The sequence below is a fragment of the Streptomyces sp. Xyl84 genome (assembly GCF_059731885.1).
This window is the reverse complement of the sequence record NZ_AP029182.1, coordinates 5253140-5267056: the sequence shown is the minus strand read 5'-3', so window position 1 is coordinate 5267056 and position 13917 is coordinate 5253140. Positions and strand designations below refer to the sequence as shown.

Sequence of the window (13917 nt, the reverse complement as noted above, 5' to 3'; positions counted from 1 at the left end):
CTCTAAAGCCGTACACCCCGGCCTTCGGCCAGCGCGGAACGACGTACGTCCCCCGGCGCGCCCGACCACGAACTCGCGGCCGCCGCCTCGTCCGACGAACTCCTCGCGCGAAAGAGCTGACCTCTCATGGCGACCACTCGTTCCCTGACCACCGCAGCCCTCCCCGCCGCTCCGGCCTCCCCCTCCCCCGCACCCCCCGCAGCCCGGCACCGGCTGCGGGCCGTGGACCGGGACGAGGTCGTGGAGCCGGCGGACTTCCTGCCGCCGGGCGCCACCTGGCTGCCGGCCCCGCCGCACGCGCTGCCCTCCCTGCCCGGCCGGCCGCCGATGGTCGGCTACCTGGTGCTCGTCCCGGCCGACCAGCAGCCGCCGTTCGCCCCGGTGGCCGTGCCGGGCCGGCCGCAGGCCCTGCCGGCCCCCGGCACCGCACCGGACGCGGCGGCCGCCGAGGCCGGCACCGGCGGCGGCGACCCGCTCGTCCGGGTCGACCCGGTACGGCGCGTCGCCCGCGTCGACGGGCGCGAACTCGACCTGACCTACCTGGAGTTCGAGCTGCTGGCGCACCTCGTGGCGCACCCGCACCGCGTGCACACCCGGGACCAGCTCGTCACCACGGTCTGGGGCTACGGCCACGTCGGCGACGGCCGCACCGTGGACGTCCACGTGGCCCGGCTGCGCCGCAAGCTCGGTGCCGAACACCGGGGCGCCATCCGGACGGTGCGCCGGGTCGGCTACAAGTACGTGCCGCCGACGGGCCGTTGAACCTGACCGGCCGTCGGCCCTGACCCGCCGCCGCCCCTGACCGGCCGTTGACCCGCGTGCCGGGCCGCCGCTCTGCCGACAGCAGAGGCCCGTTCCCTCCCGGGTCCGGGCCGGGCACAGTCACCGGTATGAGACTTCTGGTGCTGGGTGGTTCGGATTTCGCGGGGCGGGCCGTCGTCGAGGCGGCGGCCGGGCGCGGCTGGGAGGTGACGGTCCTGAACCGGGGACGGCTGCCGGACCCGGTCCCCGGGGTGCGGGCGCTGCGCGGCGACCGCACCGCGCCCGACGGACTGGCCGCCCTCGCCGCCGACGACGGCGAGTGGGACGCGGTCGTCGACACCTGGTCGGCCGCGCCCCGCCCGGTCCACGACGCGGCGCGGCTGCTGCGGGGGCGCGCCGGGCGGTACGTGTACGTGTCGACGTGCTCGGTGTACGCCTGGGCGCCGCCCGCCGGGTTCACCGAGGACGCGCCCCTGGTGGAGGGCGCCGCCGCGGACGCGGACGCCACCGACTACGCCCGGGACAAGCTGGGCGGCGAGCTGGCGGCGGCCGGCGCGTTCGGGGACGACCGCGCGGTACTGGTGCGCTCGGGACTGATCCTCGGGCCGTACGAGAACATGCGCCGGCTGCCCTGGTGGCTCGGCCGGATCGCCCGGGGCGGTCCCGTGCTGGCGCCCGGCCCGCGCGACCTGCCGTTGCAGTACGTCGACGTGCGCGACCTCGCCGGGTGGATCCTCGGGGCGGTGGAGCAGGAGCTGAGCGGGCCGTACAACCTGATGAGCCCGCAGGGGCACGCCACCATGGGCTCGCTGCTGGAGGCCTGCGCGGAGGTGACCGGCGCCGGCGCGGAGCTGCGGTGGACGGACCCCGGCACCGTCCTCGGCGCGGGCATCGAGCCGTGGACCCAGCTCCCGGTGTGGGTGCCCCCGGGCAGCGACATGCACGACGCCCTGCACGCCGCCGACGTCTCCCGCGCCGTCGCGACGGGGCTGCGCTGCCGCCCGGTCGCCGAGACGGTCGCCGACACCTGGGAGTGGCTGCGCTCCGTCGGCGGCACCGCGCCGCGGCGCCCGGACCTCCCCCCGGTCGGCCTCGACCCGGCGGTGGAGGCGAAGGTCCTGGGCCTGGAGCAGCCGTAGCTCGGCGGCAGGCCCCGCCGGTGCCGCGCCCGCCCCTGCAGCGGGGGGCGGGTTCCGCCGGTACCGCCCGCCCCGGCAGCGAGACAGGTGCCGCCGGTACCGCCCGCCCCCGGGCAGCGGGCCTCTGCCGTCCGCCGGGTCCCGGGGGTGGTGCCGGCGACACTCCCGGTGCGGGGGGCCGGCCCCGTGACGGGGGCCCAGGGAGCGGGCCAGACTGACGGGCATGGAGACGAAGAGCGGGAACAGCGGGGGCGGCCGGGACACGGCCGGGCGGGTGCGGGCGGTCGTCACGGCGGGGCTGCGGGGACTCGTCCTCGCGGTCGGCTCGCTCGCCGGATCGCTCACGCTGTTCGTGTCGGCGGTCCTGTCGATCGCCCTGGTCCCGCTCGGCGTGGGCGTCCTCACCACACCGCCGGTGCTCGACGCCGTACGGACGTTCGCCGACCGGCGGCGGGTGAGGGCCGCCGAGTGGGCCGGCGTACGGATACCGCGCGCCTACCGCCCGCTGCCCGAGGGCGCCGGCCCGTGGCGGCGCACCACCGCCATGCTCGGCGACCCGGCGACCTGGCGGGACCTGCGCTGGCTGCCGGCCGACATGACGGCCGGGTTCGTGACCGCGCTGCTGCCCGCCGTCCTGGTGCTCTACCCGCTGGAGGGGTTCGCGCTGGCGGCGGGGCTGTGGCGGGCGGTCACCGACGGGACCCACGTCGGGTACTGGTACGCGTTCGTGCCGGTCTCGGGGCAGGCCTCCGCCCTCGGCGCGGCCGCCCTCGGGGCCGCCCTCCTGGTGGCCGCCTGGTACCTCGCCCCGCTCCTGCTCCAGGGGCACTTCCGGCTCACCCGGGCCCTGCTCGGCGGCGGCGGTGAGCTGGCCGAGCGGGTGCGGGTGCTCACCGAGACCCGCCGCGACGCCGTCGACACCTCCGCCGCCGAACTGCGGCGCATCGAACGGGACCTGCACGACGGCGCGCAGGCCCGGCTGATCGCGATGGGCATGGACCTGGGCACCGTGGAGACGCTCGTCGACCGCGATCCGCAGCGGGCCAAGGAACTGCTGGCACAGGCCCGGAAGAACTCCGCCGACGCCCTGGCCGAACTGCGGGACCTGGTGCGCGGCATCCACCCGCCGGTGCTCGCCGAGCGCGGTCTGGGCGACGCGGTCCGTGCGCTGGCGCTGCGGATGCCCGTCGGCACGGAGGTGACGGTCGACCTGGCGGGCCGGGCCGACGCCCCGGTGGAGTCGGCGGCGTACTTCGCGGTCAGCGAGGTGCTCACCAACGCCGTCAAGCACGCCGGCGCGCAGCGCGTGTGGATCGACCTGCACCACGGCGACGGCATGCTGCGCCTCACGGTCACCGACAACGGCAAGGGGGGCGCGGTCGTCGGGGCCGGTTCGGGACTGGCCGGTGTCGAGCGGCGGCTGGGTACATTCGACGGCGTCCTGGCCGTCAGCAGTCCCGCGGGCGGCCCCACCATGGTCACCATGGAGATCCCGTGCGCGTTGTCCTAGCCGAAGACCTGTTCCTGCTGCGTGACGGGCTGGTCAGGCTCCTTCAGGCCCATGACTTCGAGATCGCGGCGGCCGTCGGGTCCGGCCCCGAGCTGGCCCGCGCGCTGAGCGAACTGGAGCCGGACGTCGCGGTGGTCGACGTACGCCTGCCGCCCACGCACACCGACGAGGGGCTGCAGTGCGCGCTCACGGCCCGGCGGGAGCGGCCCGGACTGCCGGTGCTGGTCCTCTCCCAGCACGTGGAACAGCTGTACGCGCGCGAGCTGCTGGCCGACGGCGCCGGCGCGGTGGGCTACCTGCTCAAGGACCGGGTGTTCGACGCGGCGCAGTTCGTGGACGCGGTGCGCCGGGTCGCCACGGGCGGTACGGCCATGGACCCGCAGGTCATCCAGCAGTTGCTGGCCCGGCGTGCGGGCCCGGACCGGCGGCTGTCCCGGCTGACGCCGCGTGAGCTGGAGGTGCTGGAGCTGATGGCGCAGGGACGTTCGAACACGGCGATCGCCGCCCAGCTCGTCGTCACCGAACGGGCCGTCGCCAAGCACACCTCGAACATCTTCGCCAAGCTCGGCCTGGAGGTCTCCGACGACGACAACCGGCGCGTGCTGGCCGTCCTCGCCCACCTCGACCGCGACCGCTGACACCGCCCCGGTCCGCCTGGGGCGCACGGCGGTTCACGGGCCGGAGGCCGCGTCCCGCTCGAATCCCCGGCCCGCCAGGCACACATGTGCGAAAGTGGGCCGATGAACCAGGACTGGGAAGACCGCGTGGCCGCCGTCTGGGCCCGCATCGGCGACCTCCCCGAGAGCGGGGCCCCCGCCTTCCGTGCGCAGCTCGACGCGCTCGTCGCGGAACTGCCCGGCGACAGCCCGGTCGGACCGTTCGAACAGGCCAGTGCCTGGGACTCCACCGGCCACCCGGACCGGGCCGTGCCGCTGTACCGGGAGGCCCTGGCGCGCGGGCTGGACGGCTACCGGGGCCGCCGCGCGAAGATCCAGCTGGCCAGCTCGCTGCGGAACCTGGGGCAGCCGGAGGAGGGCGTCAAGCTGCTCACCCCCGAGCTGGACGCGCCCTCGGACGAGTTGGACGACGCGGTACGGGCGTGCCTCGCGCTGTGCCTGTCGAGCCTGGGCCGCGACCGCGAGGGCCTGTCCCTCGTGCTGGGCGCCCTCGCGCCCCACCTGCCCCGCTACCAGCGGTCCATGGCCAACTACGCGCGCCTCCTGGTGGATCCGGACGACGGGCGGCACGCCTGAGCCCACCGGGCGGCGGTGACCAACCGCCGGTCCGCTCGTTCTGCTGAACGTGCAGTCACAGGATGTCGCCCCGCGCCGCCCCTCGTCCGCCTCCCGGTCCGCCGTCGGCGTCGAACAGGCCGAAGCCGCCCTCGTCGAGCACTACCCCCGGCTGGTCCGGCTCGCCTACCTGGTGCTGCCGTCCGGCCGGGGACGCGGCCGGCGTGTCCTGCTCGCACACTCCCTCGTGCAGCGCGCGCTGCCCCGGGGCCGCTCCTGCGCGCCCGCGATCCCGGCGCAGTCCACCGGCCGCGACGGCGACCTCGGCTACACCTACCTGCGCCTCCAGGTGCTCCGTACGGCCCTGGAGGCGGGCCGGGCGGCCGGGCGCGGCCGGTGGCCCCGGCGCCGCCCGCTGCCGCCGCTGCTGCCGCAGGTGTGGGGTCTGCGCCTCTTCCCGCGCTCGGGAGGAGCCGACGAACTCCTGCTCGACCAGCAGTTGTCGTCCCTGACCGGTCCGGCCCGCGCGGCCTACGTCCTGCGCGGCCTGGAGCGGCTGCCGGACACCGCCGTGCGCGAGGTGCTGTCGGCCGCGGGCGTGGCCGATCCGGGGGCCGCGCTGCGCCAGGCGGACCGGGTGCCCGCCCACCACGCGCTGCTGGAGTCCCCCGAGTTCGACCCGTGCTCACTGCAGGCACGCCCCACCGACCTGGTGCGGCGCAGGCAGCACACCAGGGCCGCGCTCGCCGCCGCCGCGGCGCTCGCCGTGTGCGGCGCGCTGGTCGCGCTTCCCGGCGGGGGCTGGGGCCCGGACGGCGCCGCCGCCCCCGCCTACGCGCAGAACCCGTCCGCCGAGGCGGCCCTGGACCCGGGCCGGCTGACCAGGGTCGCACCGGCCACCTGGCGGACCTCCAGCCGGCTGGACTTCTCCGTGTGGCCGGCGCGCGGGAACCTGACCGGGGACACGGCCCTGCTGCGCCGGGCGCTGGCCGTCTGGGCCCGCCCCGGCGGCTCCGTCCGGGTCTCGGCCACGCCCGGCACCGCGTCCGGCGCCCCCGCCGGACCGCCGCAGCTCCTGTACGCCGGGGACGTCGACGCCGCGCACGTGGTGATCCTCTACGACGGCCTGCGCGTCGTCCGTTACGCGGAGCCCGAGGACTCCACGGCCGGGGCGGCCCTCGACTTCGCCCGCGCCGACGGGGCGAGCGGCGCGGAGGCGTCCGCGGTGGTGCTGGCCCGCTCCGACGGCAACGTCCGCTACCTGACGGCGCCCTGGGTCCGCAGGGCGGCCCAGCGCGATCTGCTGAAGCCCGCGTCGGCCGCGCTGGACCTGGGCCTGTCGGCGGACGGGGTGACCGGGCCGCTGGCCGGCGCGGCGCAGCAGACCGGGGCCTGCACGTCGTGGCGGGTGCTCCAGCTGACCGGCGACGGCGGTTCGCAGGTGCTGAGCGACCTGGGCGAGCTGGTGCCCGCCCGCCTCACCACGGGCCGGCCGGCCGCCCCGCACGGGGCCGCGAGCACGGCGGCCCTGCGCACCTGGGCACCGTTCGCCTGTTCACTGGGTGCGGTGCGCGGGCAGGGCGTGCGGTCGGTCAACGCCTGGCAGTTCGCCGAGCAGCCGCTGCCCGGGGCGAACGGCACGGCCGCGTGGGTGTGCACCCGGGCCGAGACCTGGCGGGGTGCCGGCCCGCGGGTGCTCGCCCAGGTCCGCGTGCCCGGCGCGACGTACGGGGCGGTGACCGCCAAGGCCGAGGACGTGCCGGCGTGCGGCGCCCGTGATCCGCACGTCCTGGCCGGGGTGCTGTGGAAGTCGCGGGCCGGCACCTGGTACCTGCTCGCGGCCGGCGGCAAGGACACAGCCTCGGTCACCGCGACGGGCGGGGTCGCCGCGACCGCCCGGGGCAACCTGCTCACCGCCCGGGCCCGGCAGGGCGCCCGGGCGCAGCTGAAGGGCACGCTGGAGGACGGCGGCTCGCTGGAGGCTCTGCATTAGGCCCGGGAAGGAGGACCCCTGTCCACCGGGACGAACACCTCGTCCGGTCCTGATCGTTCGCGGCCGGATCCGATCGGTAGGGTGGGTTCATGACTACCGGGGTGCGCCGCAGGATGGGAGTCGAGGAGCGACGGCAGCAGTTGATCGGCGTCGCCCTCGAACTGTTCAGCCGGCGCTCCCCCGAGGACGTCTCCATCGACGAGATAGCGTCCGCGGCGGGCATATCGCGCCCGCTGGTCTACCACTACTTCCCCGGCAAGATCAGCCTGTACGAGGCCGCGTTGCAGCGCGCCGTCGACGATCTGGCCGGCCGGTTCACGGAACCGCGCGAGGGGCCGCTGGGCGCGCGGCTGCTGCGCGTGATGCGCCGCTTCTTCGACTTCGTGGACGAGCACGGGCCCGGCTTCTCGGCCCTGATGCGCGGCGGCCCGGCGGTCGGTTCGAGCACGGCCGACGCCCTCATCGACGCCGTACGGCAGACCGCCTACGACCAGATCCTCGCCCACCTCGACGTCCAGGTGCCGCCCGCGCGGCTGGAGCTGGTGGTGCGTTCCTGGATCTCGCTGGCGGAGTCGACGGCGCTGATCTGGCTGGACGGGCGCCGCATCCCGCGCGCGGAGCTGGAGGTCCAGCTGGTGCACGACTTCGCCGCGCTCATGGCCGTCGCCGCCGCCCACGACGGGGAGCTGGCCGCGCTGCTGCGCGGCGTCTTCACGGCGGAGCCGGCCGACGGCCCCTTCGGGGACCTGCTCGGCCGGCTCCTGGAACTGGCTGCGCCCTAGGTCCTGTCGTCACATTCCCGTCGTCCGCCCGGAGGGCGGGCCTCGCGGCGTCAGGTGCGTGCTCTCGGCGTGCCGGGCCCTGACCCTCGTACTGGACGTACTCGGGTCTGGGCCCGGTGCGGCGAGAGTGCGTGCATGGCGTCGCGAGGCAGGCGGGAACGTGACGACAGGTCCTAGTTGTCGAACTTGCGGTACGAGGCTTCCAGGTCGCGGATCTCGGCCGAGGCGTGCAGGGCCAGATCCGCGGCCGGTTTCACGTGGGCGCGCACCGCGTCGAGCACCGCCTCGGCCAGGCGCGCCTTGGTCTCCTCCGTGCGCCCGGCCAGCAGCCCGACGGTCACGTGCACGATCGCGTGTCCCTCGGTGTCCGGGCCGACGGTGGTGTCCTCGGTGCGCCGGAACTGCGTCTTGCAGGCCTGGGGCCTGGCGTCCGCGATCTCGACGGTGCGTGCGTGCACGTCCCGCGCGAAGGCACGCCGGTCGAAGGCCTCCGCCAACTGCTCGGAGTAGTCGACGGTGATCTGCGGCATGAGCACTCCTGTTCTGCTTCTACGGTGACGGGGTCACCCTAGGGCCTCGCGTCCGGGTCGTGCCGAGCCGCTAGGCCCTGGTCGGTGAAGACCGCGACCGTGCGGGCCGGCACGGTGAACGTGCCGGTCGACGGGGCGTAGGACGAGGTCTTCACCACCGGGTCCGTGCCCCGTGCCTGCACCGGGTGCAGGTGGTAGGGGGCGCCGGCCAGGGCGGAGATCCGCTGGTCCTGCCGCTGCGGGGTGGCGTTGAAGACCACGACCAGGTGGCCGAGCCGCATGGTGATCACGCCGGGCGTCTCCTCCTTGCCGGAGAGCGGGAAGGAGAGCCGGGACTGCACCTGGCCCGCCGTGGCGAGGGAGAAGGCGCTCTCGCCCGTACGGATCCGCAGCAGGTCCTGGTAGGCGGCCGAGGCGCCCCGGATCTGCGGGCAGCCGACCTTGACGGAGGTCAGCAGCGGCTTGGCGTAGGGCCACTTGGCCTGGTTGCCGGCCGCCATCGGCAGGCCGCGGCCGAAGCCGTTGCCGTCCGCGCAGTTCCAGTGGACGGCGTTGAACCAGTCACCGCTGTCGAAGGAGTCGCGGTCCAGCGACTTGGAGCGCAGCAGGTCGGTGCCGGCCTGGGAGAGCGCGGGTCCCTGCGAGAGGGCGGCCGTCGCCATCGCCAGGACCTGCATCCGGGCGCGGTCGGCGGCGGAGGTGTCCTTCGACAGTTTGTAGGCGAGGGTGTCGAACAGCGTCTCGTTGTCGTGGGCGTCGGCGTAGGCGACGGCGTCGCCGGGGGCGGCCGCGTAACCCGCGGGCGCGCCGTTGTAGTCGATCTGCGCGCCGGTGACCTCCTTGCCGCCGGAGTCCGTGAAGCGGTACGTGGCGAGGCTGCCGCTCAGACCGACCTTGATCAGGTCCTGGTAGTGCAGCAGGCGCGCCTTCTGCTCGGCCTCGGTGCCGTTGGCCGTGGAGGAGTTGGGGTCGGTGTACAGGCCGGAGGCGAAGCCCTGGACGCCGGGGTCGGCGTCGAAGGGGCTGCCGCCGCGCACCGCGTCACGGGCCCGGTCGGAGAAGGTGGCGATGCCGGTGCCGGCCATGTTCTTCTGCGTGGCCTGCACGAACCGGGCGTCGTCGGCGACCTCGCCGAAGTTCCAGCCCTCGCCGTAGAGGATGATCTTCTTGCCGTCCACGCCGTCCTTCTCGGGCGTGAGGGCGTCCAGTGCCTTCCTGACCGCGAGGATGTTGGCCTTGGGGTGGTGGCCCATGAGGTCGAAGCGGAAGCCGTCGACCTTGTACTCCTTGGCCCAGGTGACGACCGAGTCGACGACGAGCTTGCCCATCATGGTGTTCTCGGGCGCGGTGTTCGCGCAGCAGGTGCTGTTGGCCACCGAGCCGTCGGCCAGCAGCCGCTGGTAGTAGCCGGGCACCACCTTGTCCAGGACGGAGGCGGAGGCCTGGCCGCCGGCCGCGGTGTGGTTGTAGACCACGTCCATGACGACCCGGAGCCCGTCCTGGTTGAGGGCCTGGACCATCTGCCGGAACTGGACCGTGCGGGCCGTGCCGTCCGGGTCGGTGGCGTAGGAGCCCTCCGGAACCGTGTAGTGGTACGGGTCGTAGCCCCAGTTGTAGGCGTCCTTCGCGGCGGTGGCGGCGACGCACTTCTGCTGCTGGTCGGAGTCGGCCGGGTAGGAGGCCGGGTCGCAGGCCGGGGTGGCCTGCTCGGACTTCTTCTCCGGCACGTTGGCGATGTCGAAGGCCGGCAGCAGGTGGACGTAGGAGGTGCCCGCCTTCGCCAGCTCGCGCAGGTGGCGGGAGCCGTCGCCGGAGCGGTCGGTGAAGGCGAGGTAGGTGCCCCGGTCCCGGGCCGGGACGGTCTTGTCGGCGGTGGAGAAGTCGCGGATGTGCAGTTCCTGGATCTGCGCGTCGCGCAGCGGTACCGCCTTGGGCTTGGCCAGGTGCGACCAGCCGCTCGGGGCGAGCCGGCGGTCGTCGAGGTCGACGACGAGGCTCTGCTCGCTGTCGGCGGTGAGGGCGAGCGAGTAGGGGTCGGTGACCTTGTTGGTGACGATCGCGCGGACGCTGGGCGCCCACACCTTCACCGCGTACCGGTACGGCCTGCCCTTCCAGGAGGCCGGTCCGGTCACGGACCACACGCCGGTGGCGTCGTCGCGGCGCATGGCGACGGTCCTGCCGTCCAGTTCCAGGGCGACGCTCTGCGCGGTCGGCGCCCACACGCTCAGGGTGGGCCGTCCGTGGCGGAAGACCGGGCCGAGCCGGGTCCCGGCCGCGGCGGTGCCGTACACGTCGTCGAGGACGCCCGCGAGCTGGACGCCGGTCGCGGTGAGCACGGCCCCGTTGGCGGCCCGCTGGGAGGCGACGACCTGGCCGCGCAGCGCCTCGCGGACCCGGCCGCGGTCGCGCGGGTCGACGGACCAGGCGGTGTAGTCCTTCAGGTGCGGGAACTTCGCCTTCTGGGCGTCGCTCAGCGTCGTCTTGCCCAGTCGCAGCCAGCGCTCGTCGTCGCTGGTCAGCGTCCCGTCCTTGACGGTGATCGAGCCGTCGCGGGAGTAGAGGAGCTGGGTGGAGGCGGCACCGGCCGAGCCGTCGAGGGCGACCGTGTCACGGTCGATCCAGACGGCCTTGGAGGTGGACAGGTCCAGGGCGGTGGCGCTGCCCGCGGGCTGCGGCAGCAGGGCACCGTCCTGGCCGCCGATCAGCCACACCTCGTGGCCGTCGGCGGCCTTGAGGTCGAGCGAGCGGTCGTTGGGCAGGTCCTTCTCGTCGCCCTTGTGGACGATGTAGCTGAGGCTGGTGGCCCCGTCCGCGAGGGGCACCTCGAAGACCGCGCCGTAGGCGTCGGTGCGCACCGGTGTGAGGGGCTTCGACCAGTCGGTGGGCTGTGCGGCGCCGGTCCACACGTGCAGGCCCCAGCCGTCGTAGTCGCCGTCGGCGCGGTGGTAGTGGAGGACGGCCTTGGTCCGGTCCTGCTCCGGGTAGTCGGCGGTGGGCCGCTCGGTCCGTACGGTCGCGTCGCCCTGCTGGATCCAGACCTCGCCCGTCCTGGTGACGTCGACGGTCCGGTCGGCGGAGACGTCCTTGTCGCCGTCCTTGTCGATGACCAGGAAGCCGACGCTGGAGGCGCCCGGCTTCAGCCTGACGTAGGCGAAGGCGCCGTAGGCGTCCCGGCCGGTGAAGGGGTGGGTGGCGGGCCAGGTGGTCGCCTCGCCGTCGGCGAGGTCGCCCCAGGCGTACAGGCCCCAGTCCGCGTAGTCGCCGTCGGTGCGCTTGTAGTGGACGACCGCGTAGTCGCGGGAGAAGGCGGTGGGGACCTCGGGGGGCGGCGGGGTGCCGGTGGCGGAGGCGGCGGTGGCGCTCGCGGTGCGTCCCGCCGAGTCGACGGCGACCGCCTTGTAGCGCAGCGCGGTACCGGCCGGTACGTCCTTGCCGAGGGTCTGGGTGACCTTGTACGGGGCGTGGTCGGCGGAGCCGAGCACCTTCCAGGGGCCGTTGCCGACCTGGGCGGCGAAGACGACCCGGTCGAGCTGTCCGCCGGTGACGCCGGCGTTCAGATCGACGGTGCCGGTGGCTCCGGCGGGCGGGGCGGTCAGGGTGAGGGCGGGCTTCGCGGCGGGCGCGTCGAGCCGTCCGGCCGCCTTGAGGACGACGGCGGATCCGGCCGGGACGGTGACGGTGACCCGGTGGCCCGCGTCGGAGGTCACGGTGGCGCGGGTGCCGTAGATGCCCCGGTAGGTCATGCCGGCCGAGCCGGTGGCGAAGGTGGCGGTCTTCGCCTCGGTGGCGTTGTTGAAGGCGACGACGTACTCGGCGCCGCTGCCGGCGTCCGTGCGGGTCATGGCGTAGACGCCGGCACCGTCGGCCGCGTACCGCTCCGTCTGGACGCCGTCGGTGAGGGCCGGGTTCTCCTTGCGGAGCCGGGCCAGGTCGGCGATCTGCCGGTACAGGGGCGCGGCGGTGTCGTAGGAGTCGCTGGCGTGGGTGCGGTCGGTGCCGATCTCGTCGTCGGCGAGGTAGTCGGGGACCTTGGAGGCGAACATGGTCTGGCGGGCGTCCTTGTCACCGCCCGCGCCGGTGAAGCCCTGTTCGTCGCCGTAGTAGACGACCGGGTTGCCGCGGCTGAGGAACATCAGCTCGTTGGCGAGGCGGTCCCTGCGCAGCAGTTCGGCGTCGGAGGCCTTCGGGTCGTCCTGCTTCAGGAAGGACCCGATGCGGCCCATGTCGTGGTTGCCGAGGAAGGTGACCTGCTCGTACGCGTTGGCCTTGTCGGTCGTGTACTTGTAGTCGTCACCGAAGACGGCCGCGAGCTTGCCCGCGCTGCCGCCCTGGGAGGCGTAGGCACGGGCGGCGTCCTGGAAGGGGAAGTCGAGGGTGGCGTCCAGGCGGCCCTGGGTGACGTACGGGGACGTCACGGAGGCGTCGGAGGAGAGGACCTCGCCGAACATGAAGAAGTTCTTGCGGCCGTGCCGGGCGGCGTAGGCGTCGAGCGCCGTGGCCCACTGGGTCCAGAACTCCATGCCGACCTGTTTGACGGTGTCGATGCGGAAGCCGTCGACGTCGAAGTCGCGCACCCAGCGTTCGTAGATCTTCTCCATGCCGCTGACGACCTCGGGACGCTCGGTCCACAGGTCGTCCAGGCCGGTGTGGTCGCCGTACTGGGCGCTCTCGCCGACGAAGGTGGAGTCACCCCGGTTGTGGTACATCGTCGGGTCGTTGAGCCACGAGGGGACCTTGAGGTTCTTCTCGGCGGCGGCGACGGCCGGGGGGTGCGGGAAGGAGGAGGTGCCCACGGCGGGGAACTTCCTGGTGCCGTCCGCGTAGTCGGTGTCGTCGAAGGGCCTGCCGTCCTCGGTCAGGTACGGGAAGGCGCCCTTGGACAGGTAGGCGTGCGACGCGTCCGTGGTGGTGAGGACGTCGGCGGTGTGGTTGGTGATGACGTCGAAGAAGACCTTCATGCCCTTGGCGTGCGCCTTGGCGATGAGGGCGGAGAGGTCCGCGTTGGTGCCGAAGTGCGGGTCGACCTGGGTGAAGTCGGTGATCCAGTACCCGTGGTACCCGGCGGAGGCCGCGCTGCCGGTGCCCTGCACGGGCCGGTTCTTGAAGATCGGCGCCAGCCAGATGGCGGTGGTGCCCAGGCCCTTGATGTAGTCGAGCCGCTGGGTGATGCCCTTGAGGTCACCGCCCTGGTAGAAGCCCTTGTCGGTGGGGTCGTAGCCGGTGGCCAGGCGGGAACCGGTCAGTCCGCCCCGGTCGTTGGACGGGTCCCCGTTGGCGAAACGGTCCGGCATGACGAAGTAGAACTGCTCGCGCGTGGCGTCGTGCCGGGCGGGCACGGCGGCGAGTCGCGCGTCGGAGGGCGGCGCGGGGGGCGGGGCGGGCGCGGCGGCCCCGGCGGCCTGCGGCTGGACGAGGGTGGCGGCGAGTGCGGCGACGGCGAGGGCCGCGACGCGTCTGCCCCGTCCGCTCTGCCCGCCCTGGTGGAAGCGGCGCCGAAGGGGCGCCGGCCATCTGGGTATCACGAGCGTGAACTCCTTGCGATGACGGCTCGATCGGGTCCGTGCCCGCGCCGCGGTACGGCTTCGTGGCCGGACGCCGGGCGTGACCGTATCCCTGACGAATCGTTTACAGCAAGGGTCTTGAAAACCGTGGCAAGAAATTTCACGGGACACCTCTGACACTCCCCCTCCTTCGGGGCGGCGGCTTCGGCCGGCTGTCACGCCGCTGCGAGGCGTGGGAGCGGCACGTCCTGACGGGCCGTCCGCCGACGGGGGCGCGGGCGCCCCGCGCACGCCGCGCGCGGCAGGAGGGAACCGCGCCGAACGGGCGCCGGCGGTGCCGCGCGGAAAGCGAAGGCGGAGAGCGGGGCGGCCCGGTGCGGCCTCTCCCCGGCCGGCGTGCCGCGAACCCTCCCCCGCGGGCGCGCCGCCCGCTAGGTCCTGTCGTCACATTCCCGTCGTCCGCCCGGA

9 protein-coding genes are annotated in these 13917 nt (G+C 74.4%); 7 read left to right on the top strand and 2 right to left on the bottom strand.

What is annotated here, in order from left to right; all coding sequences use genetic code 11:
* Positions 1-126: 126 nt before the first annotated feature.
* From AC6I72_RS22825 to AC6I72_RS22795, 7 genes are all read left to right on the top strand, one after another.
* The gene (locus tag AC6I72_RS22825) at positions 127-762 is read left to right on the top strand and encodes a winged helix-turn-helix domain-containing protein (protein WP_498003057.1); all 636 of its coding nucleotides are present in this window, start codon (positions 127-129) and stop codon (positions 760-762) included.
* A 128-nt stretch (positions 763-890) separates the two neighbouring features.
* Positions 891-1901: an NAD-dependent epimerase/dehydratase family protein gene (locus AC6I72_RS22820; RefSeq protein ID WP_498003055.1), complete on the top strand. Its 1011-nt coding sequence runs from the start codon at positions 891-893 to the stop codon at positions 1899-1901.
* A 223-nt stretch (positions 1902-2124) separates the two neighbouring features.
* A complete protein-coding gene (locus AC6I72_RS22815) occupies positions 2125-3411 on the top strand; it encodes a sensor histidine kinase (protein ID WP_498003053.1) in 1287 nt (428 codons plus the stop codon).
* Positions 3396-4049: a response regulator transcription factor gene (locus AC6I72_RS22810; protein WP_498003052.1), complete on the top strand. Its 654-nt coding sequence runs from the start codon at positions 3396-3398 to the stop codon at positions 4047-4049. Before AC6I72_RS22815 ends, AC6I72_RS22810 begins: the two co-directional genes overlap by 16 nt.
* Before the next feature lie 102 nt (positions 4050-4151).
* Positions 4152-4664 carry a tetratricopeptide repeat protein gene (locus AC6I72_RS22805; RefSeq protein WP_498003051.1) on the top strand — a complete coding sequence of 171 codons (513 nt, stop codon included), beginning with the start codon at positions 4152-4154 and terminating at the stop codon, positions 4662-4664.
* Between the two features lie 49 nt (positions 4665-4713).
* Positions 4714-6636 (top strand): hypothetical protein, encoded by a 1923-nt coding sequence (locus AC6I72_RS22800; protein WP_498003049.1) that lies wholly within the window; start codon positions 4714-4716, stop codon positions 6634-6636.
* A gap of 89 nt (positions 6637-6725) precedes the next feature.
* Positions 6726-7418 carry a TetR/AcrR family transcriptional regulator gene (locus tag AC6I72_RS22795; protein WP_498003048.1) on the top strand — a complete coding sequence of 231 codons (693 nt, stop codon included), beginning with the start codon at positions 6726-6728 and terminating at the stop codon, positions 7416-7418.
* A 173-nt stretch (positions 7419-7591) separates the two neighbouring features.
* Here the strand turns inward: AC6I72_RS22795 and AC6I72_RS22790 are convergent, their stop codons facing one another.
* Entirely contained in the window at positions 7592-7948 is a 357-nt protein-coding gene (locus AC6I72_RS22790) for a 5-carboxymethyl-2-hydroxymuconate Delta-isomerase (protein ID WP_498003046.1), read from the bottom strand.
* A 38-nt stretch (positions 7949-7986) separates the two neighbouring features.
* Positions 7987-13470 carry a pullulanase-type alpha-1,6-glucosidase gene (pulA, locus tag AC6I72_RS22785; RefSeq protein WP_498003045.1) on the bottom strand — a complete coding sequence of 1828 codons (5484 nt, stop codon included), beginning with the start codon at positions 13468-13470 and terminating at the stop codon, positions 7987-7989.
* Positions 13471-13917 lie beyond the last annotated feature (447 nt).

What these genes read in the sequence shown, in the direction of transcription:
- AC6I72_RS22805 (WP_498003051.1), top strand. Translation starts at nt 4,152, where the DNA reads ATGAACCAGGACTGGGAAGACCGCGTGGCCGCCGTCTGGGCCCGCATC.
- AC6I72_RS22825 (WP_498003057.1), top strand. Translation starts at nt 127, where the DNA reads ATGGCGACCACTCGTTCCCTGACCACCGCAGCCCTCCCCGCCGCTCCG.
- AC6I72_RS22795 (WP_498003048.1), top strand. Translation starts at nt 6,726, where the DNA reads ATGACTACCGGGGTGCGCCGCAGGATGGGAGTCGAGGAGCGACGGCAG.
- AC6I72_RS22820 (WP_498003055.1), top strand. Translation starts at nt 891, where the DNA reads ATGAGACTTCTGGTGCTGGGTGGTTCGGATTTCGCGGGGCGGGCCGTC.
- AC6I72_RS22815 (WP_498003053.1), top strand. Translation starts at nt 2,125, where the DNA reads ATGGAGACGAAGAGCGGGAACAGCGGGGGCGGCCGGGACACGGCCGGG.
- AC6I72_RS22790 (WP_498003046.1), bottom strand. Translation starts at nt 7,948, where the DNA reads ATGCCGCAGATCACCGTCGACTACTCCGAGCAGTTGGCGGAGGCCTTC.